Raw genomic sequence first — 21,485 nt, 5'->3', positions numbered from 1 at the left:
GCTTGGTCATCATCCCGTCATAAAATCGCAATAACTTCAGGCGCTTACCAAACTGCTGTCGGTAGAGCCTGCCATGCGCCTGAAGTTGCTGACCAACCTGAATACCCTGCTGCTGGTGACAGTGTGCCTCGCACTCGGGGCGACCCTGTGGTGGTCGCAACGGGCGCTGGAGCAGCCGTACCTGTTGATGGAGCGCTACCTGGGGCTGTCGCAGCAGTTCCAGAACCAGGTGGCGCGCAACATTCAGGACTACCTCAACAGCGGCGACGCCCTACGCCACGCCACTGCGCTGCAGGCCACCGACGACCTGCAAAGCGAGCTCAAACACCTGCCAACCGAGCTGGCCGAACGCCTGCGCCCAAGCCTGGACAGCCTGCAAGGCTTCAGCCGTAACGAGCTGCTCGCTGCCGGCAAGCTGGCCGGCGACCCGCAGGCCCTGCTGTTGCAAGCCGAGCGTGAACTGGGAGCGAATCTGGAGCAGCTGTCGCGCTATGCCAAGGACAGCGGCAACGCCGCAGCCGGGGATTACTCGCCGGTGCTGTTCGAGGCTGCGGTGCACCTGGGCCGGCTATCGCTGGCCCGTGACAAACTGGTCAGCAGCGGCCGCAGCGAGCTGGCACTGGAGGTGGAGCGCGAGCTGCAGCAGATCGTCGAGCAGGCCAAAGCGCTGGAGGCGCTGCCGCTGCTCGGGGTAACGGCGGCGGTGGAATCCGGCGCCGATGACTTTGCCGCAATGATGGGCCTGGAAAGTCAGCGCACTGCCACCGCCGAAGACAGCGGCGTAGCACTCAAGCGCGAGCTGAACAGCCTGCTCAACCGCTACCCGGCGGAACTGCAACGCACCCGTGAGCAGATCCAGCGCCGCACCGAACTGGCCGACAGTACCCAGGCGCGCATGGCCGCCGTGCAGCAGGCCATCGCCGAGCTGGAGCCGCGCGTGCGCAGCCAGCATGGACAGATCCAGGGCGAAGTACGCCTGATCCAGGGCCTGATGATTGCCCTGATCCTGCTGATCGCCTTGCTGGTCGACACCCTGCAACGACGTCTGGCGCGGGTGCTGACCAACCTGGCGCCGGCCCTGTCACACTGGGCCGGCGGCGACTTCAGCCAGCCGATTGCGCTGGGTCGCAGCAACCGCGAGATGCACGACATTCAGGCGTCGCTGAACCGCCTGCGCGCCTACCTGGTGGAGCTGGTCGGGACCATCCGCAACAATGCCGAGCAGGTCGCCGGCAGCAGCCACGCCCTGGCCGGCATGAGCAGCGCGCTGCACGATGGCGCCGAGCGCCAGGCCGGCGATACCGCGCAGATCCGCGATGCCCTCGGCGAGCTGGAGGCGACCATCGTCCAGGTGGCCGGCGATGCCAGCCAGGCGGCGGACGCCAGCCGCGATGCCGGGCGGGCCGTGGAACAGGGCCAGGCGGTGATCGGCCAGAGCCTGGCCGGCCTGCGCACGCTGGTCGATGAGGTGCAAGGCAACGCGCAGATGATCGAGGAACTGGCGCAAGAGTCAGCGACCATCGGCGGGGTGCTGACGGTAATCCGCTCGATTGCCGAGCAGACCAACCTGCTGGCCCTCAACGCTGCCATCGAGGCCGCTCGCGCCGGCGAGATGGGCCGTGGCTTTGCCGTGGTCGCCGAAGAAGTCCGCTCGCTGGCCCAGCGCACCACCGGGGCGACGGCGGAAATCCAGGGCCTGATCCAGCGCTTGCAGCAAGCGGCCAAGGAATCGGTCGAGGGCATGCGCGCGCAACTCGAACACGCCGAGGCCACCGCCGACCAGGCGCAGGCGGCGGACGGCGCGCTGGACGAGATCGTTGCGGCGATCCAGACCATCGCCGACACCGCCGTGCGCATCGCCGACGTCACCGCCCAGCAGAGCGGCGCGGTCAGCGAGATTCGCGACCACAGCGAGCGCATTCACGACCTTGGCGAGGACAACCTGCAGCGCATCGGCGAAGGCCGCGAACAAGGCGAACACCTGCTGCGCCTGGGCGGTGAGTTGAATACTGCGGTCCGTGCATTCCGCCTTTGAAACAATTTTCGGAACGGTCTGACATCCAGCCGAGGATACTTTTGCTAGCGTGCTGATCTTTGCGGGGGGGACTTCCAGTGGGAGCCCCCATGATCACAAGGACAGCGGATGTTCTTCTCGACACGGCAGCCATTTCAGCTCGCTTTTGAAGTCGATGCCCCCGAACTGCGGGTACTTGCCTTCAGCGGCACCGAAGCCATCAGTACGCTTTACGCATTTGAGCTGGAGCTGGTCTGCGAGCGCCCCGACCTGGCCCTGGAGCAGTTGCTGCACCAGCGCGCCTTCCTCGCTTTCGGTAGCAGCGGTGCCGGTATCCATGGCCAGGTGCAGCGCATCCGCCAGGGCGAATCCGGCCGGCGTTTCACCCACTATTATTTGCAACTGGCGCCGCAACTGGCGCGCCTGGCGTTGCGCCGCAACCATCGGATCTTCCAGCAGCGCACGGTGCCACAGATTGTTGCCAGGGTGCTGAAGGATCACGGCATCCTCGCCGACACCTTTCGCTTCAAGCTCCACGAGCCGTTCGCGCCACGTGAATACTGTGTGCAGTACGGCGAGTCCGACCTCGCCTTCATCCAGCGCCTGTGTGCCGAGGACGGCATCCACTACCACTTCCAGCACTCGCCGCAGGGGCACCTGCTGGTGTTTGCCGATCATCAGGCCGGCTTCCCCGAGCTCGACTGCCCCACGCCCTATGTGCAAGACAGCGCGATGGTCGCCAGGGAGCCGGTGGTGCGTCGTTTCAGCCTGGGCCTGAACACCGCCAGCAGCCGCACGACGCGCCAGGACTACAACTTCACCCACAGCGATTATCAGCTTGCCGCGCACAGCGGTGGCGACAACGAACTGCGCCAGCCGGACCTGGAGGACTACCACTACCCCGGCGGCTTCCAGCGCGAACAGCAGGGCCAGCAGTTGAGCCAACGGGCGTTAGAGGCACATCGCATCGATTACTGCCTGGCCGAAGGTGAAAGCGATCAGCCACGGCTGGCAAGCGGGCACCTGTTGCCGTTGCACAGTCACCCGCGTACCGCGTGGAACGATCTGTGGCTGCTGACGCAGGTGCGGCATCAGGGCCGCCAGCCGCAGGTGCTGGAAGAAAGCGCCCCGGCCGCGGATGAACACGGCGCCGGGCAATGGCAAGGCTACCGTAATAGCTTCACCGCCACGCCGAAGGAGGTACTGTTCCGCCCACCTCTCGCGCCTGCGCCACCGACGCTGGTGAGCCAGACGGCACGCGTCACCGGCCCCCAGGGCGACGAAATCCACTGCGATGCCCATGGCCGGATCAAGGTGCAGTTTCACTGGGACCGCGAGGGCCAGCACGATGAACTCAGCAGTTGCTGGCTGCGCGTGGCCTCAAGCTGGGCGGGCGACCGCTACGGGGCGGTGACCCTACCGCGCGTCGGCATGGAAGTGCTGGTGCTGTTCATCGAAGGGGATCCCTCCCGGCCGATTGTCAGCCATTGTCTGCCCAACGACCTGCACCGGCCCGCCTATGAGTTGCCGGCACACAAGTCGCGCAGCGTGTTCCGCAGCCGCAGCACACCAGAGAGTGGTGGTTATAACGAGCTGCACATCGAAGACCGCGCCGGGCAGGAGGAAATCTACCTGCGCGCCGAGCGCGACCTGGTCCGCCACGTGGCACACGACAGCCGTCTGGAGGTGGGTAACGAGCGGCATGAGCGGGTCAGCGGCAATAGCGTGGTGGTGCTCAAAGCGGAGGACCAGCGCACGGTCACGGGCCATCGCAAGGTGACGCTGGAGGCCGACGACTATCTCCAGGTGAGCGGCAGCCAGCACACCCACGTGCAACAGGCCATCGTGGTCGAGGCCGGTCAGCAGGTGCACCTGAAGGCGGGAGCGGAGATCATCATCGACGGTGGGGTGAACCTGAGCTTGAGCGCAGGCGGCCAGCACCTGCTGATCGGGCCAGGGGGGATTTTCAGTAGTTGCCCGATACAGGTCGGCGGTGCGCCGCTGCCGGGGGTGCCGCTGGCCACCGTTGCCCAGGCGGCGTTGGCGAACATGACCGAGGTGGCGCTGGCAAGCCAGTCGCACAACCTGCAAACGGCATCCGACGCAGGATCTGCGGCTTGCACAGTGTGTGCGCTGCTGGCGGAGCGCCGCACATGAGCCACACCTATCTGTTGCTGGACGGCGCACGCTTCGAGCACCTGCCCACGCTGTTGTTGACACTGGACTCGACCCTCACGCCCTACCCGCTCTACGCCAACACGGCGTATTCGCTGGTGAGCGATCTCGGCCCGTGGCTGGTCCGGGTCGAGCCGGACGGTCAGGTGGCGAAGACCTTCCGGCGCGACTGGCAAGGCAAACACGGTCTCTGGCTTGAAAGCGATGCGCCACACCACCTGTTACTGGGGCATTTGAGCAGCCTGGTTCATCTGCAACTGGCCGGGACCGAAACGGTGCTGTTTCGTTTTTACGACCCGAGCGTGACGGCGCGCTGGCTCAGGCCCCTGAGCTACCCGGAGCGCGATCGCCTGATGGGCCCGGTTCAGCTCATGCGCTGGTCGCAAGGCAACGGCGACACGCATGAGGTGCGGCGGCAGTCAGCAGTGCTGGCGGCGCGCTATGCGCACACGCCGTGGCTGAGGTTCTCCATCGAGCAATTCGAGCGCCTCAACCAGTCGCAGTTGGAGACGTTCGACCGCAAGCTCATCGATCACGTCCGGCAATTCGCCCCAACGGCACTCCAGCAAATGGACGAGGCGAAACAACTCGCCTGGGCCGCATGCTGCCGTCAGAACGCCGCGCGCTATGGCCTGACCAGCGAAGCCGACGTGCTCGGCTGGGCTGGGCTCTCTGCCGAGTACGGTGACTGCTTTCCCGAACGCCCCGAACACGCGGTGTATCGCGCACTGCTTAGCGAACCGGGCTTGACGCCCAGTCAGCGCCTGGAGCGCGCACAGGTCGAACAGATACGCCAATTGGTCCTTTCTGCGGAGGTTTCCTCATGAGCGAGAGCGCATTTGCCCGTGTCCGTGAACGCGTTGCCCAGCAGCGTGCCGCCCGCGCGGCACGGAAAACCGATGTCGACATCCTGCTACGGCCATGCCCGGCCAGTCAGCCACAATTGTTCATTGTGCCCGTGCGTTACGCCCTGGCCGAGCATGCCCTTGAACACCGCGCCTGTCCGATGGCCGAGGCATTTGCCAGTCACCCTCTGGCGGCTCGGCGCCTGCGCAGCGGATTCGTGTATGTCTGGCATCACCAGGGTCCGCTCCAGCGTTACGCGGTGGCCGGCGATGGCCTGCTGCTGGAGCAGCCATTGACGGCACCTGCCGATCTCGTCGACGACGGCAGCCTGACGGGCCTTGCGCTGGACAAGCACGAAGAGGCCTGGATGTGCTTCACCGAGTACCCGATCGGCGCGGCGCAGTGCGCGCGCCTGAGCGAACGAGCGGTTCGCGAGCAGCACATGCGCCATATCGATTTGCGAAGGATCGCCAATACGCTCGAAGCGCCGCATTGCCCACCCTTCGATGATGTCGAGCGGATAATCGGCGAACTGGAACCTGCGGTTTGTAAGCGCGCAAAGGCGGTGGATCATCAGCGCAACGGCGAAGCCAATCGCCAGAATGCCAACAAGCTGCGCCAACGGGTGGTCAGCAACCCGAGCGACGAGAACGTCAAGGCGTACTCCGACGCCGAAGTCAGCTATGACGAAGGCCGGCAGGCCAGTGAGCAATCGCCCGAAATCACCGTGGCGTCGCCGGTACCTGGCGAGTGGAGTGCGGTGCCCTGGGACAACCGGGACGCCGCGCGCTGGGCAGAGCAGGTTCGCCAACAGGCCGACGCACTGTATCCGGTGTTCGCCTGCCTGGACGATGAGCTGGGGCTGCTGCGCGACATCAACCATGAACAGGAAAAGCTCCAGGTCGACCACCAGCAGTGGCAGCAGGGCCACAGTATCCGCCTGCAAACGGGCGGCTTTATCCGCAGCCTGCTGGAAGAGAGCGCCAGCGAAGTCGCGGGAATACTCAGCTACCGCTACCGCGAACAGGACCTTCAGTTCTCGAAAGAACAAGGCGAGACCCTGCTCAAGGCTCACCACCAGCTCGACGAACTGTTCCGGGAAGAGTCGGCAATCAACCAGGAGCGCGGGCGCAAGTATTCCCATAAGGAGGCCGACGCTGAACTGAACAAGGTCTGGCAAAAGAAAAGCCAGTGCCTGCAACCCGTGCGGGCCTTCATCCCGCCTGAACTGCACAATGAAATCGAATCCGTGGTTCGCGAGTATCGTGCGGAGAAAGTCGAAAACCTGAGTGAGCGCAACGGCTACGAAGTCGAGGAATACATCGACCTGGCTGCCATGAACACCTGGCTGGACGAAACAGCGCCGGCCCACTTCGAGCAGGTCAGGACGCGCCAGGAACTGCTGCTAACGGATCGAGGCCGTTTGTTGTACGAACACCATCGGGCGACCTGGTTCATCGACCACGAACATACACCAACATGGCGCTGGCTGAACGAGCTGGCCATGGCCTGCCTCAGTTCGCAATGCGATACCCAGGCCGGCGTCGAGCAATATGCAGCGTATGTGCGCAGCACCGACCCCGGCATCCTGCGCCAGTTGGTGTATGCCTGGAGTCCGAGCCTGGAAGGCGGGCTGGTGATCACCAGCCGGATGGGCGAACTGGCCACCGCATTGGCCGTGGAGAATCGCGAGCAGGCGATCGCAGCCCTGTACAAGGTACTGGCGCCGATCAGCAAAGCAGTGCTCTACGAACTGGGCTCGATGAGCGGCCCGGAGGAGTCAGCGTTCAGCCTGCTGCTCAAACGCCTGGGCTCGGCGTTTCTGCTGCTGGGCAAGGATTCACCCGAGGCGCTTCATCCGGCCTGGGCAAGCATTCTGGTGATGGCGCGGCTGAGTGGCGACAGTGCAATCCGCAGGGTCACGGAGGGTAAGCAACGAATACTGCGCTTTGTTGGCGGTGCGGGTGAGGCCTTGAGCGAGTGGACCCAACGCACGGGGCAGGCAATTGGGCTGGGGAAGGTGGACGCGATACGCAGCCCGGCGGTGATCGAGAACAGTGGCGGGGTATTACCGCTGGCGGTGATGGTGTTGAACCTGCTGAATGCGCAGCGGTATCTGGGGCAGTTGCAGGCGGTGCCAAGGCCGGATGAGCAGCGGATACATGACACAGCGGCGGCGGTGCTTTATGCCGGGGCGGCGTTGACGGCTGTGGTAGATAGTCAGATTCGCAAAGGTTTAGGCGTTAATACCTTTCGCTTTCAGGCCTCCCAAATGCCTGCTTTGACATTGTTCGGCGGGGTCATTGGCCTACTTTCCACAACTGCAGCAATTCAAGAGTTCAAATCACTAGAAATTCAAATTAGTGCAAGCCTCCACTCGGCCGACCCATGGTTAAAGCTGCGCAAGGTAGCTGTAGGAGGTTTGGTAGCGACATACGGACTACAGGCAGCAGCTGGTATATTTTATACAATGAAAGCAATACTTGGCCTTGTCACCTTCGACATCGCAATCGCTGGCTACCTACTTTGGATGGGGCCGATCTCATTCCTGATAGCGGCGCTAGGGATAGTCTATTTAATAACGTGGCTATTCCAGCAAACACCACTTCAAAACTTCCTTTACCACTGCTGCTGGTCAAAAAAACGCTCATCCTGGCTTCTACCAATTGACGCAAAGTCACAATATGCAGAGCTCGAAAAACTTTTCGCCCTCCTATACACACCTCGAGTCACTTTCACCAGCTCAAACCATAGGGTCAGCTCATTGAATTCCTATAGTGGTGTCAAGTACATCAGCACCATCGACTCAGTGACAATTGACTTACCAGGGGCAAATCCGTCAGACCTTTATCTTGAGATACTCATCACTGGCTACTGCGTGAACCTAGAAGCCCTGATCGGACAAAATGCTGGCATGCTGATGAAAACTCAACAGCCCCCGCAGCAGTGGATCGACGTGACACCCCACTGGCTTTCGAAGGGTGAATGCAAATGGATCCCTCATCAAGAGGGGGATGGCCTCCGAATTTCTGGAGCGCTAGTAGGTTCGAAAGACTTCTCCAGCCCAAGCGAAGTTAATTTAAAAATCCTCTACCAAACACCGCTGACCGCGCTCTTAGGCGAAGGTAATTTCATCGGAGGAAAATCTGGACTGAAATTTTCACTTAGTTATACCAATGGAACACTAACACTAAGAAATGAATGTAATGAGCGCAACTCAGGAGCAAAAACTTACGTGCTAGCCAACGGCGTACAGTGTTCTTCATACGTTCAACCGAGGACACGTCGTGACTAGAACCCCAGCTGGAACAACGAAAAGCCGCCTATTTGGACGCCATGATTATCTTGCCCCTCTCTCAGTGCCAACAGGACAAAAACCTGTTGACATAATGAATACGATTTGGCGAAAAAACGACTCATTCATGGATATCAGCACCTACACCCCTGGAACTGCAATTGCAATTATATCCGCCATGGTTTTCTTGTCGGCCATGATCGCCTATCTATCCAATGACATCATTTCTCTGTGGCTAGGATTCGCTATTGTTTCAGTCCCAACAATTATATTACTGAACGACCTTAACACCCCTACTCCTCTACCCATTCGCTTCAATCGCCAACGCCGTGAAGTCTGCGTTCCGCTAAAAACTGGCGCCCACTGGATTGTCCCTTGGGAAACGGTCACCGCCATAGCCGTTGAACAAAAAACCGTGGGCCTCGGCGGTGGCTCTTCGGTGGGCATGCTCTTTATCGGCTTCGACAACCCCGACCCGGAGGCACCTTACAGTGAACGTGCGTTCTCCATCGGAATTGCATGCGGAGGTGGCGAAAGTGCGATGGCCCAGTGGGAGTGCGTACGCAGTTACATGGAAATCGGGCCCGACGCCGTGGCAGATAACACTGCTCGCTTCAACCGCACCAAAGGTATCCTGGCAACCTACATAGAAGGCATCAAAGAAGCCGCGACGCAAAAAGGCTGGTTTCTTGCCCTGCTATGGGACGGCTTCTTCAGTTTGTTCGTTTTCAATTGTTTGCTAATCGATGTGTTCGAACGAAAGAAACTTCTTCCTTTACCCGACTTTACAGATCCCACCATCATCGAATGGTCCTCCCCCCTCCCCCCCGAGCAATGGGCCAAACGCTCCCCCGAACTTGAAGCCGCCATCTTCGTACGCGAAGCCGAACTCGCCAACGGCAAGCAGCCCCGCCCAACGTCAACCTGACCCCGTCAGCACCCTGCGTGACAATTCGCAGCAGGGCACCCCGGCCACCAATCTCCGTTATCATGGCCGACACGTTCACCCTGTGAGACTGCTCATGCGTCGCCTGCTCTGCCTCCTGTTTCTGCTCCTGGCCTTGCCAGCCGTCGCTGCCGGCCTGCTCGACAGCCGCCCCAGCGCCACCTTCGGCGCCTCGAGCCTGAACAACAGCGCCGACTTCCTGCCGGTGCGCGAAGCCTTCAAGCTCAACCTCATCCAGGGCGATGCCCAGGCGATCAAGCTGCGCTTCGTGCCCACCGAGGGCTACTACCTCTACCGGCATCGCTTCCAGTTCCGCACCGAACCGGCCGATATCAAGCTCGGTGCTGTGCAACTGCCCGCCGGCGAAGCCAAGCACGATGAGTTCTTCGGCGATGTCGAGGTCTACCACACCATCGTCGACGTCGACCTGCCACGCACCGACGACAAACGCCCGTTTACCCTGGTAGTCACCTACCAGGGCTGTGCCGACAAAGGCCTGTGCTACCCACCGGAAACCGAGCGCCTGAGCATCGACGGCAGCGGTGTCGCCCCCGCCGCCAGCGCTGGCGCCGCCGACAAAGCCTGGACCTGGAAAGCGCTGGCACTGTTCTTCCTCGCCGGCGTCGGCCTGACCTTCACCCCCTGCGTGTTGCCAATGCTGCCGATTCTCTCAGGCGTGGTGCTGCGTGGTCAGGTCGGTGGCTGGCGCGGTTTCAGCCTGTCGCTGGCCTACGTGCTGCCGATGGCTGCCTGCTTCGCCCTGCTCGGCGCCCTGATGGGCCTGTTCGGCGCCAGCCTCAACCTGCAGGCGCGCCTGCAATCGGCCTGGGTGCTGGTGCCGTTCGCGGCATTCTTCGTGGTGTTTGCCCTGGCCATGTTCGGCTTGTTCGAACTGAAACTGCCCCATGCCATCAGCAGCCGCCTGGACCGCCTGGCCGGCCAGACCAAAGGCGGTTCGCTGCTCGGCGCCGCCGTGCTCGGGGTGGTCTCGAGCCTGCTGGTGTCACCTTGCGTCTCGGCGCCGCTGGCCGGTGCACTGCTCTATATAAGCGCCAGTGGCGACGCCCTGGGTGGCGGCCTGAAACTGTTCGCCCTCGGCCTGGGCATGGGCGCACCGCTGCTGCTGGTCGCCACCGGTGGCGCCGCCTGGCTGCCGAAAAGCGGCCCCTGGCTGGTGACGGTGAAAAACGCCATCGGCGTGCTGCTACTCGGTCTGGCTATCGGCCTGCTCAGCCGCGTACTGCCCGGCCAGGCCACGCTGCTGCTGGTTGGCTTGCTGGCCGCAGGCGTCGCAGTGTTCCTTGGCGCGCTGGAGTTCGTGGTGAAAACCACTCGTCAGCGCCTGGCCCAGGTGCTCGGGCTGTTTCTGCTGTGCTATGCACTGGCCTGCTGGTATGGCGCGTATAGCGGCCAGAGCGACCCGCTGCGCCCGCTCAACGCCAGCTCGGCACCGCCCACATTGAACGCTGCCGGCACAACCACGACGGACCGCTGGCAGACCGTCGATTCGCCCGCCGCCCTCGACAGCGTACTGGCCGAAGCCAAGGCCGCCGGCCAACCGCTGGTGCTGGACTGGTACGCCGACTGGTGCATCAGTTGCAAGGTGATCGAGCACGAAGTACTCAATGCCGCCCCCGTAGTCGCGCAACTCCAGGGCTATCGCCTGGTGCGCTTCGACATCACCCGCAGCAGCGCCGAGCAGCGCGCCCTGCTCGACCGCTACCAACTGTTCGGCCCGCCTGCGCTGCTGTTCTTTGCCGCGAACGGCAGCGAAAAAACCGACGCCCGGGTGGTTGGCGAGACCAACGCCGGCGAATTCGCCGCACATCTGACGCGCATACGCAGCGAAGTCGGTCTATAACTGCTGGGGCCGTGCAAAAAGCGGCCTCGATGACCAAAATTAATAAATTAGTCACATACTTTGCGCGAATCTCGGTCATCGTGCTGGCTATTGCAGGTAACTGGACATCGCTTGGGGCTTTGCGGCATAGTCGCCGCGCTACGTATATTGCCCGACAATCAAAGGAACCGCAGATGGCTACCCTACTGGTGCTGCATGGCCCCAACCTGAACCTGCTCGGCACTCGCGAACCCGGCGTCTATGGCGCGGTGACCCTGGCCCAGATCAATCAGGACCTGGAGCAGCGCGCACGTGCTGCGGGCCACCATCTGCAATACCTGCAAAGCAATGCCGAATACGAGCTGATTGACCGAATCCATGCCGCACGCAACGAAGGTGTGGATTTCATCCTGATCAATCCGGCGGCTTTCACGCACACAAGCGTCGCATTACGTGACGCGTTGCTGGCGGTGAGCATCCCATTCATCGAAGTGCATTTGTCCAACGTGCACAAACGCGAGCCTTTTCGCCATCACTCCTACTTCTCCGACGTTGCAGTAGGTGTGATCTGCGGCCTGGGCGCCAGCGGTTACCGCTTGGCCCTGGAGTCCGCCCTGGAGCAACTGGCTGCTCACGCAAAGCCCTGATAACGAAGGCCTGGCCCCTTGGCCAGGCTTGTAGAAACGTTTGAATACACGTTTATACGCCCCCTGTCCGAACCTTGGGAGTTGATGATTAATGGATATCCGTAAAGTCAAGAAACTGATCGAACTGCTGGAAGAGTCTGGCATCGACGAGCTGGAGATCAAGGAAGGCGAAGAGTCCGTACGTATCAGCCGCCACAGCAAAACCCCGGCTCAGCAATACTACGCACCGGCTCCAGTCGCTGCGCCAGTGGCCGCACCGGCCGCTGCTGCTCCAGCCGCTGCCGCCGAAGCGCCAGCTGCACCTAAGCTGAACGGCACCGTTGCCCGTTCGCCGATGGTCGGCACCTTCTACCGCAAAGCTTCGCCTACCTCGCCAGCCTTCGTTGAAGTTGGCCAGACCGTGAAGAAAGGCGACACCCTGTGCATCGTCGAAGCCATGAAGATGATGAACCACATCGAAGCTGAAACCAGCGGTGTGATCGAGTCGATCCTGGTAGAAGACGGCCAGCCGGTTGAGTTCGACCAGCCGCTGTTCACCATCGTTTGAACCGCGGAGAGCCAACGATGTCTGCGAAGTTGGAAAAAGTCCTGATCGCCAACCGCGGTGAAATCGCCCTGCGGATCCTGCGTGCCTGTAAAGAACTGGGCATCAAGACCGTCGCGGTTCACTCCACGGCTGACCGCGAACTGATGCACCTGGGCCTGGCCGACGAGTCGGTCTGCATCGGCCCGGCTATCGCCACCCAGTCCTACCTGCACATCCCGGCGATCATCGCCGCGGCAGAAGTGACTGGGGCCACCGCCATTCACCCTGGCTACGGCTTCCTGGCAGAAAACGCCGACTTCGCTGAGCAGGTGGAGAAGTCCGGCTTTGCCTTCATCGGCCCAAAAGCCGACACCATTCGCCTGATGGGCGACAAGGTATCGGCCAAGGACGCGATGATCAAAGCGGGCGTGCCGACTGTGCCAGGTTCCGACGGCCCGCTGCCGGAAGACGAAGAAGAAGCCCTGCGCATTGGCCGTGAAGTCGGCTATCCGGTGATCATCAAGGCCGCCGGTGGCGGTGGTGGTCGCGGCATGCGCGTCGTGCACAAGGAAGAGGACCTGATCGCCTCGGCCAAGCTGACCCGTACCGAAGCCGGTGCGGCGTTCGGCAACCCGATGGTCTACCTCGAAAAGTTCCTGACCAACCCACGTCACGTGGAAGTTCAGGTACTGTCCGACGGCCAGGGCAACGCCATCCACCTCGGCGACCGCGACTGCTCGCTGCAGCGTCGTCACCAGAAGGTACTGGAAGAAGCACCGGCACCGGGCATCGACGAGAAGGCCCGCCAGGAAGTCTTCGCTCGCTGCGTCAAGGCGTGCATCGACATCGGCTACCGTGGCGCCGGTACCTTCGAGTTCCTCTATGAGAATGGCAGCTTCTACTTCATCGAGATGAACACTCGTGTGCAGGTAGAGCACCCGGTATCGGAGATGGTGACCGGTATCGACATCCTCAAGGAGATGCTCAGCATCGCCGCCGGTAACAAGCTGTCGTACACCCAGGACGACGTGGTCATTCGTGGTCACTCGCTGGAGTGCCGGATCAACGCCGAAGACCCGAAGAAGTTCATTCCGAGCCCAGGCACGGTCAAGCACTTCCACGCGCCGGGCGGCAACGGCGTTCGCGTCGATTCGCACCTGTACAGCGGTTACGCGGTTCCACCGAACTACGATTCGTTGATCGGCAAGCTGATCACCTACGGTAAAGACCGTGACGAAGCGATGGCACGCATGCGCAATGCCCTGGACGAGATCGTCGTCGACGGCATCAAGACCAACATCCCACTGCACCGCGACCTGGTGCGTGATGAAGGTTTCTGCAAAGGCGGCGTCAACATTCACTATCTGGAACACAAACTGGCTAACCAGGAGTGATTTCAGGGTGATGTAGAAAAGACCCCGGCCCCGTAGCCGGGGTCTTTTTTTGCCTGGAAAAAAGCCTGTAACGTCAATTTCAGAAATGCCCTACATCCACCGCACATCTCCAGGCACTACCCTGCGCACTCTGACTACAGGGAGTAGCGCGCATGGCCAATCACAGTTACATGACTATCACCGGCAAGACTCAGGGCCTGATCTCCGCCGGCTGTTCCACCCAGGAATCCATCGGCAACAAGTGCCAGAGCGGGCATACCGACGAAATCCTGGTCGTCGCGATCAGCCATGGTATGGCCAACATCGGCAACACCACGCGCGCCACTCACGCGCCGATTCGCATCACCAAGCACATCGACAAGTCTTCTCCACTACTGGCTAGGGCCTTGGCCGACCGGGAGGAAGTCGAATGCACGATCGATCTTTACCGCACCTCTCCCGGCGGCACTCACGAAAAGTACTACACCATCAAGATTGAGGGTGGCCTGTTGGCCAGCCTTGAAATCGATGTCCCCGACTCAGTAGAGCACAGCGATATAGAGCCTCAGGAACAGCTAACCCTGCGCTACCAGAACATCTGCTGGGAGCATCACCAGGCGAGCACGACCGGCTCTGCTTCTTGGGGAGCGACAGGATGAATGGAAGGCCCTCGCCCTATCGCCTGGATTATCGGCTGGGCACTCCTGATTATTGGGATGTCAGCGACGCGGCCGTTCGCTTGACCAAACAGGCATGTACTTCAAGTGCTCGTCTTCTGGAAGATCGTAGTTTGCGAATGCGCTTCAACCGGGATGTGGCACATTTTGCGAAAAAAATAACGAGCGCTGTCGACTCAGGTGTCAAATCTGCCGACCAGGGCCTAGTAGAACTGCGCTTCGCGTCGCTCAAGCTAGCTAGAATAACCCGCGACACCGCCAATAAACTGGTTGGCTTAGTGGCTGGCGTCGGCCAAATCACTGGCGGTATAGAAATCTGCCTCAAAACTCGATTCACCTTGTGCATCCCCGTTGGCCTTCCACTGCTGGCGCATGGTGCGAACAACATTTACGAGAACGGGGTGAACCTGTACACCGGCCAATCAGACGCCGAAGGCATAGTACGAAAGGGTTACCAAGCTGCCGCCGAGTTCGCTGGAGGGGACAAAAGCACAGGAAACATCGCCTACGCCTCGGTAGACCTGAGCCTCTCGGCCTACACACTGATGAAACTGTCAGTCAAGCCGGGAGCATGGCGGTTATTCCGGCACATACCCAATGACCGCGTAAGAAGCTTTAGGGTAATGAGCCGATGGGCATTGGGCACTGAAGTATGGGCAGACAGCATCAGTATCCATCAGATCGTTGAAGAGTCACAGAAATGATCCTGATGCTCTATATATCCGCGATTTTTTTTGGTCTGATCGCGTCGAAATATTTGAAGAAAAGATTTTCGACACCCAGGCTTAGCTTATCGACTGAGCTATTTTGTTTCGGCTTTAATGGCTTTTTCATATCCCTAAATCTCAATGTCGCTACTTATGAAAAGCTATTTTTCTATGGGGATATTTCAAATACCTGCGAACAATATCCTTTCATAATATTTCTTGCCCTGGGTGCTGCGTTATGGCAACCCGCGATTTACCCAATTAAAATCGAAACAACAGACCCGCGAAGCCTGGTAATCCACCTCCACAAACAACAGCGAAATTTCTGGAAACGCCGATGACGCAACCGCTGAAAGCCCCTCATCAGAAAACCACCTGAAAATGACCTGGCTATTCCTTGCTCTAGCAAGCGCAGCGTTGACTGTGGCATTCCTGCTGAGGGCACGCTTTTCAGGCGACGGCCTAAAGTTCTGGCAGTTCTTTTTATGCGCCGCCTATAACCTGTTTTTTATCACCTACTATTTCCGACTGGTGGACCGGGACTACTTGCTATTCATTGGTTGCTACCCCGCCCTGCTGAAAGAGCACCCTGCAATCGGCTGGATCGCTTTGGTCGCGCTATTGCTACACAGCTTCGCCAGCCCCGTCCAATGGAAGCCAAAGCGCTGGTTCTAAACCGCCCACCCCCACCAGACAAACCCCTCACACTCAAGTAAACTGGCGCGCTTCTCGCAGCCCTCCCGCGCTGCCTCAACGAACTCCTCCAAAGGTGCCCGCCATGCCCTGGCTGCAAGTACGTCTGGCCATCAGCCCGGAACAAGCCGAAACCTACGAAGACGCCCTGCTCGAAGTCGGCGCCGTGTCCGTGACCTTCATGGATGCCGAAGACCAGCCGATCTTCGAACCGGACCTCAACACCACCCCACTGTGGTCGCACACCCACCTGCTCGCGCTGTTCGAAGCCGATGCCGAGCCTGAGGCGGTGTTCGCCCACCTGCAACTGCTGACCGGCGCCGCGCTGCCCGAGCACCAGGCCGAAGTGATTGCCGACCAGGACTGGGAACGCAGCTGGATGGACAACTTCCAGCCGATGCGCTTCGGCCAGCGCCTGTGGATCGTGCCAAGCTGGCACGCCGCTCCAGAGCCGGAGGCGGTCAACCTGCTGCTCGACCCGGGCCTGGCGTTCGGTACCGGCACCCACCCGACCACCGCCCTGTGCCTGGAATGGCTCGACGGCCAGGACCTGCAAGGCACCGAAGTCCTCGACTTCGGCTGCGGCTCGGGCATCCTCGCCATCGCCGCCCTGCTGCTGGGCGCACGCAAAGCCGTCGGTACCGATATCGACGTGCAGGCCATCGAGGCCTCGCGCGACAACGCCGGCCGTAATGGCATCGCCGACGAACTGTTCGACCTGTACCTGCCAGAAAACATGCCCGCCATGCAGGCCGACGTGCTGGTCGCCAATATCCTCGCCGGGCCGCTGGTATCGCTGGCACCACAGTTGTCCGGGCTGGTTCGTCCAGGTGGCCTGCTGGCACTGTCGGGGATCCTCGCCGAACAGGGCGACGAGGTTGCCGCCGCCTACGCCAAGGACTTCGACCTGGACCCGATCGCCGTGCGCGACGGTTGGGTACGCATCAGTGGTCGCCGCCGCTGAGTGCGCCTAGAATAGATCTCTGCCTACTCCGGATCGCCGCATGACCGACAGTTTCGTCACCCAGTGCCCGCATTGCCAGACCAGCTTTCGCGTCAGCCACAATCAGCTGAGCGTGGCCCGCGGCGTGGTGCGCTGCGGCAATTGCCTGCAGGTGTTCAACGCCGCCAAGCAGTTGCTCGAACAGAGCGTGGCGCAAACCGTGCCCGCCGTCGCCGCAGCGACTGTAACGTCGCCAGCCGTCAACGCGCCGGAGGTAATGCCTCCCCCCGTGGAAACACCGGTCGAACCACCGCAGGACCCGATCGCCGCGCAGGCACCCAGCCCACGGGGCTGGGACGCCGCCGCACTGGACCTCGACCAGCTCGACCTCGACCAGGAACTCGCCCGCCTTGAACAGCGCGAGATCCAGCCGAGCCTCGAATTCAAGGCCGCAGCGCACCGCGAGGACAGCCTCAGCGCACGCCGCGATGGCCCCGATCATGACGACAGCGACTTCCCCGACAGCCTGTTCAGCACCCCTGCCGACGAGCGCGAGGCCACGCCACTCGAACCCGAGTTGCGCGACGAGCCGCAGCCACCGCTGATCGAGTCCGAACCGCCGGAGGCACCGCTGCCCGGCGAACGCACCGAGCCGTCGCTGTCGCTCGACCTTGGCGATCTCGACGACGAGCCGCCGGTCAAACCATTGGCACCAGAGCATCACCCAGAGCATGACGAAGCCCACGAGCCGGTGATCGAGCAGCGCCTATCGGCGCGCGACGACGACATCGACGAAGACCTCGACCCGCACAGCCGCCAGGAGCCGGCGCTGGGTGCACTACCCGAGCGCTCGCGCAAGGAGGCCCTGGTCGACCTGGTCGACGACCCGCTGCAACTGGACTGGCAAAAACCCCGCAGCAACTGGGGTCGGCGCCTGCTCTGGAGCCTGCTGATCATGCTCGCCGCCGCGGCACTGGCCGGGCAGTACATCGCCTACCATTTCGACGAGCTGGCGCGCCAGGACCAGTACCGCCCGTGGTTCCAGCAGGTCTGCCCAACCCTCGGCTGCAAGGTGCCGTCCAAGGTCGACATCTCGCGGATCAAAAGCAGCAACCTGGTGGTGCGCAGCCACCCGGACTTCAGCGGCGCGCTGATCGTCGACGCGATCATCTACAACCGTGCGCCATTCACCCAGCCGTTCCCGCTGCTCGAACTGCGCTTTGCCGACCTCAACGGCCAGCTGATTGCCAGCCGTCGCTTCAAGCCTGGCGAGTACCTCAGCGGCGAGCTGGCGGGCAAGGGTGAAATGCCCAGCCAGACCCCGATCCACATCGCCCTGGACATTCTCGATCCGGGTCCGAAAGCGGTGAATTACAGCCTCAGTTTCCGCTCGCCGGAATAGAAGCAGGCGCGAGCGACAAGCTTCAAACGTCAAGAAAAAGCAGCCCGAATCACCACACTGCTTTTTCTTGCAGCGTGAAGCTTGCCGCTAGACGCTGAAAGTTCTAACGCCGCAGTTGTTCAGATTTTATCCAAATCGACCTTTATCCGGTCACCGAGAGCGGGTATCATGCCCACCCTTTTTCGAACTCTAATGATCCGGCCCCACAACAGGGAACTCCTATGTCGGCGGTACGCATCGGCCCATACACACTGCAGAACAACCTGATCCTCGCCCCCATGGCCGGGGTCACGGACCAACCTTTCCGTCAGCTCTGCCGACGGATGGGCGCAGGCCTGGTGGTGTCGGAGATGGTCAGCAGCGACATGAGCCTGTGGAACAGCCGCAAGTCGCGTCTGCGCATGATTCACGAAGGCGATCCCGAGCCACGCTCGGTGCAGATCGCCGGCGGTGACGCGCAGATGCTCGCGGCCGCGGCCCGGGCCAATGTCGAGATGGGCGCGCAGATCATCGACATCAACATGGGCTGCCCGGCAAAAAAAGTCTGCAACAAGGCGGCAGGCTCTGCTTTATTGAAAGATGAAGCACTGGTCAGCGAGATCGTCCATGCGGTGGTTGCCGCCGTCGACGTTCCGGTGACGCTGAAAATCCGCACCGGCTGGGACCGGGCGAACAAGAACGGCCTGATCGTGGCAAAAATTGCCGAGCAGGCTGGCATTCAGGCGCTGGCCGTCCACGGCCGCACACGCGCCGACCTGTACACCGGCGAAGCCGAGTACGACACCATCGCGGCAATCAAGCAGGCGGTGTCGATTCCGGTTTTTGCCAATGGCGATATCACTTCGCCAGAGAAGGCCCGACAGGTACTCGCTGCCACCGGCGCCGACGGTCTGCTGATAGGCCGGGCTGCCCAAGGGCGTCCGTGGATCTTTCGCGAGACCGAGCATTACCTGCGCACCGGCGAATTGCTGCCGGCGCCGGGCCTGGATGAAGTGGAACAGATTCTGCTGGAGCACCTGGCCGCGCTACACGCCTTTTATGGCGATGTGATGGGCGTTCGTATCGCCCGTAAGCATGTCGGCTGGTACCTGGCAACATTACCGGGCGCCAAGGAGTTTCGTGCCCGCTTCAATCGTTTGGACGATACACACGCGCAGTGCGCCGACGTTCGCAGCTTCTTGCGCGAATGTGATCAGAGCCTTGAGACAGAGGACGGACAAGGGGTGGCCGCATGACGATGATGACCGAGACTTTAGTGAGTGGAACAACGCCCGTGAGCGACAACGTCAACCTGAAACAGCACCTGAACACCCCGAGCGAAGAGGGTCAGACCCTTCGCGGAAGCGTGGAAAAGGCGCTGCACAACTACTTCGCGCACCTCGAGGGTGCGGCTGTCACGGACGTGTACAACCTGGTCCTCTCCGAAGTCGAAGCCCCCCTGCTCGAAAGCGTGATGAACTACGTCAAGGGCAACCAGACCAAGGCCAGCGAGCTGCTCGGGCTCAACCGAGGCACCTTGCGCAAGAAACTCAAGCAGTACGACTTGTTGTAAGCACGAATCCAAACCAGAAAAGGCGGCTCCCATTCGATGAGGTCGCCTTTTTTGCTGACTCCACCGCGTTATGGAATCTGAAATGACCGACCAGACTACCCGCCTGCCGATCCGCCGTGCCTTGATCAGCGTCTCCGACAAGACCGGGATCCTCGAATTCGCCCGTGAACTGCAAGCACTCGGGGTGGAGATCCTGTCTACCGGCGGCACCTTCAAGCTGCTTCAGGACAACGGCGTTGCCGCAGTCGAAGTCGCCGACTACACCGGCTTTGCGGAAATGATGGATGGCCGGGTCAAGACCCTGCACCCGAAAATCCACGGCGGTATCCTCGGCCGTCGCGGCACCGATGACGCGATCATGGCGCAACACGGGATCAAGCCGATCGATCTGGTCGCCGTCAACCTCTACCCGTTCGAAGCGACCATCTCCAAACCGGGTTGCGACCTGCCGACCGCGATCGAGAACATCGACATCGGCGGCCCGACCATGGTTCGTTCCGCGGCCAAGAACCACAAGGACGTCGCTATCGTGGTCAACGCCAGCGACTACGGCCAGGTGCTGGAAAGCCTGAAAGCCGGCGGCCTGACCTACGCCCAGCGCTTCGACCTGATGCTCAAGGCGTTCGAACACACTGCCGCCTACGACGGCATGATCGCCAACTACATGGGCACCGTTAATCAGGCCGCCGAGACCCTGAGCACCGAAGGCCGCAGCGAATTCCCGCGCACCTTCAACAGCCAGTTCATCAAGGCTCAGGAAATGCGCTACGGCGAGAACCCGCACCAGAGCGCGGCGTTCTACGTTGAAGCCAAGCCGGCCGAAGCCGGTATCGCCACCGCCGTGCAACTGCAGGGCAAAGAGCTGTCGTACAACAACGTGGCCGACACCGATGCCGCGCTCGAGTGCGTGAAGAGCTTCGTCAAGCCGGCCTGCGTCATCGTCAAGCACGCCAACCCCTGCGGCGTGGCCGTCAGCCCGGACGCCGAAGGCGGCATCCGTCAGGCTTACGAGCTGGCCTACGCCACCGACACCGAGTCGGCGTTCGGCGGCATCATCGCCTTCAACCGTGAGCTGGACGGCGAAACCGCCAAGGCCATCGTCGAGCGTCAGTTCGTCGAAGTGATCATCGCTCCGAGCATCAGCGCAGAAGCCCGTGCCGTCGTCGCCGCCAAAGCCAACGTGCGACTGCTGGCCTGTGGCGAGTGGTCGGCCGAGCGTGCCGCTGCCTGGGACTACAAGCGCGTCACCGGTGGCCTGCTGGTGCAGAGCCGCGACATCGGCATGATCACCGAGGGCGACCTGAAGGTCGTGACCAAGCGCGCACCGAGCGAGCAGGAAATCCACGACCTGATCTTTGCCTGGAAAGTCGCCAAGTTCGTTAAATCCAACGCCATCGTCTACGCCAAGGGCCGCCAGACCATCGGTGTCGGCGCTGGCCAGATGAGCCGGGTGAACTCGGCGCGGATCGCTGCGATCAAGGCTGAACACGCCGGCCTGCAAGTGCAGGGCGCGGTCATGGCCTCGGATGCGTTCTTCCCGTTCCGCGACGGCATCGACAACGCGGCCAAGGTCGGTATCACCGCGGTGATCCAGCCAGGCGGCTCGATGCGCGACGCCGAAGTGATCGCGGCAGCCGACGAAGCCGGCATCGCCATGGTCTTCACCGGCATGCGTCACTTCCGTCACTAAGCGGTTAGCTTCAAGCTTTCAGCTGCAAGCGGCAAGAAAGAGCGGTAGTTCGCTCTTTTTTGCGGTGCAGCTCCCCTAATTTTGAAGTTGTAGGTTATGACAAGGGCAACTCCCGCTCTTGCTTGCCGCTTGCAGCTTGCAGCGTCTCCGAAGGAGCCC

At 61.4% G+C, this 21,485-nt stretch carries 17 protein-coding genes; all 17 read left to right on the top strand.

Features of this window, described 5'->3' with window-relative positions; all coding sequences use genetic code 11:
* Window positions 1-73 precede the first annotated feature (73 nt).
* The 17 genes from DCO48_RS19980 to purH all read left to right on the top strand — a co-directional run bounded on the left by DCO48_RS19980 (window position 74) and on the right by purH (window position 21,326).
* Window positions 74-2,035 (top strand): methyl-accepting chemotaxis protein, encoded by a 1,962-nt coding sequence (locus DCO48_RS19980; protein ID WP_116552330.1) that lies wholly within the window; start codon window positions 74-76, stop codon window positions 2,033-2,035.
* A 108-nt stretch (window positions 2,036-2,143) separates the two neighbouring features.
* The gene (locus DCO48_RS19975) at window positions 2,144-4,171 is read left to right on the top strand and encodes a type VI secretion system tip protein VgrG (RefSeq protein WP_116552329.1); all 2,028 of its coding nucleotides are present in this window, start codon (window positions 2,144-2,146) and stop codon (window positions 4,169-4,171) included.
* Window positions 4,168-5,016, top strand: a complete 849-nt coding sequence (locus DCO48_RS19970) for a DUF4123 domain-containing protein (RefSeq protein WP_116552328.1) — start codon at window positions 4,168-4,170, stop codon at window positions 5,014-5,016. Before DCO48_RS19975 ends, DCO48_RS19970 begins: the two co-directional genes overlap by 4 nt.
* Window positions 5,013-8,330 carry a toxin VasX gene (locus tag DCO48_RS19960; RefSeq protein ID WP_165840808.1) on the top strand — a complete coding sequence of 1,106 codons (3,318 nt, stop codon included), beginning with the start codon at window positions 5,013-5,015 and terminating at the stop codon, window positions 8,328-8,330. The genes DCO48_RS19970 and DCO48_RS19960 overlap by 4 nt, the downstream gene beginning before the upstream one ends.
* Entirely contained in the window at window positions 8,323-9,258 is a 936-nt protein-coding gene (locus DCO48_RS19955; protein WP_116552325.1) for a hypothetical protein, read from the top strand. The genes DCO48_RS19960 and DCO48_RS19955 overlap by 8 nt, the downstream gene beginning before the upstream one ends.
* A gap of 94 nt (window positions 9,259-9,352) precedes the next feature.
* Entirely contained in the window at window positions 9,353-11,137 is a 1,785-nt protein-coding gene (locus DCO48_RS19950) for a protein-disulfide reductase DsbD (RefSeq protein ID WP_116552324.1), read from the top strand.
* A 173-nt stretch (window positions 11,138-11,310) separates the two neighbouring features.
* On the top strand, window positions 11,311-11,763 hold the full coding sequence (aroQ, locus tag DCO48_RS19945; protein ID WP_116552323.1) for a type II 3-dehydroquinate dehydratase: 453 nt from the start codon (window positions 11,311-11,313) through the stop codon (window positions 11,761-11,763).
* Between the two features lie 91 nt (window positions 11,764-11,854).
* Entirely contained in the window at window positions 11,855-12,310 is a 456-nt protein-coding gene (gene accB, locus DCO48_RS19940) for an acetyl-CoA carboxylase biotin carboxyl carrier protein (RefSeq protein WP_116552322.1), read from the top strand.
* A gap of 17 nt (window positions 12,311-12,327) precedes the next feature.
* Window positions 12,328-13,683, top strand: coding sequence for an acetyl-CoA carboxylase biotin carboxylase subunit (gene accC, locus DCO48_RS19935; RefSeq protein WP_116552321.1), 1,356 nt, complete (start codon window positions 12,328-12,330; stop codon window positions 13,681-13,683).
* Window positions 13,684-13,835: 152 nt separating this feature from the next.
* Complete coding sequence (locus tag DCO48_RS19930; RefSeq protein WP_116552320.1) at window positions 13,836-14,321, top strand: Hcp family type VI secretion system effector; 486 nt, start codon at window positions 13,836-13,838, stop codon at window positions 14,319-14,321.
* Window positions 14,318-15,043 carry a DUF4225 domain-containing protein gene (locus tag DCO48_RS19925; RefSeq protein ID WP_116552319.1) on the top strand — a complete coding sequence of 242 codons (726 nt, stop codon included), beginning with the start codon at window positions 14,318-14,320 and terminating at the stop codon, window positions 15,041-15,043. Before DCO48_RS19930 ends, DCO48_RS19925 begins: the two co-directional genes overlap by 4 nt.
* A gap of 384 nt (window positions 15,044-15,427) precedes the next feature.
* Window positions 15,428-15,721 (top strand): hypothetical protein, encoded by a 294-nt coding sequence (locus DCO48_RS19920; RefSeq protein WP_116552318.1) that lies wholly within the window; start codon window positions 15,428-15,430, stop codon window positions 15,719-15,721.
* Window positions 15,722-15,824: 103 nt separating this feature from the next.
* Window positions 15,825-16,703 carry a 50S ribosomal protein L11 methyltransferase gene (prmA, locus tag DCO48_RS19915; RefSeq protein ID WP_116552317.1) on the top strand — a complete coding sequence of 293 codons (879 nt, stop codon included), beginning with the start codon at window positions 15,825-15,827 and terminating at the stop codon, window positions 16,701-16,703.
* Between the two features lie 40 nt (window positions 16,704-16,743).
* Window positions 16,744-18,084 (top strand): DUF3426 domain-containing protein, encoded by a 1,341-nt coding sequence (locus tag DCO48_RS19910; RefSeq protein WP_116552316.1) that lies wholly within the window; start codon window positions 16,744-16,746, stop codon window positions 18,082-18,084.
* A 221-nt stretch (window positions 18,085-18,305) separates the two neighbouring features.
* Window positions 18,306-19,319, top strand: coding sequence for a tRNA dihydrouridine synthase DusB (gene dusB, locus DCO48_RS19900; RefSeq protein WP_116552314.1), 1,014 nt, complete (start codon window positions 18,306-18,308; stop codon window positions 19,317-19,319).
* A complete protein-coding gene (gene fis / locus DCO48_RS19895) occupies window positions 19,316-19,636 on the top strand; it encodes a DNA-binding transcriptional regulator Fis (protein ID WP_003186237.1) in 321 nt (106 codons plus the stop codon). The genes dusB and fis overlap by 4 nt, the downstream gene beginning before the upstream one ends.
* Before the next feature lie 82 nt (window positions 19,637-19,718).
* Entirely contained in the window at window positions 19,719-21,326 is a 1,608-nt protein-coding gene (purH, locus tag DCO48_RS19890; RefSeq protein ID WP_116552313.1) for a bifunctional phosphoribosylaminoimidazolecarboxamide formyltransferase/IMP cyclohydrolase, read from the top strand.
* Window positions 21,327-21,485: the final 159 nt, after the last annotated feature.

This window comes from Pseudomonas sp. SDI (assembly GCF_003105155.1).
Lineage (GTDB): Bacteria > Pseudomonadota > Gammaproteobacteria > Pseudomonadales > Pseudomonadaceae > Aquipseudomonas.
This window is presented reverse-complemented; position numbering and strand designations above follow the sequence as displayed.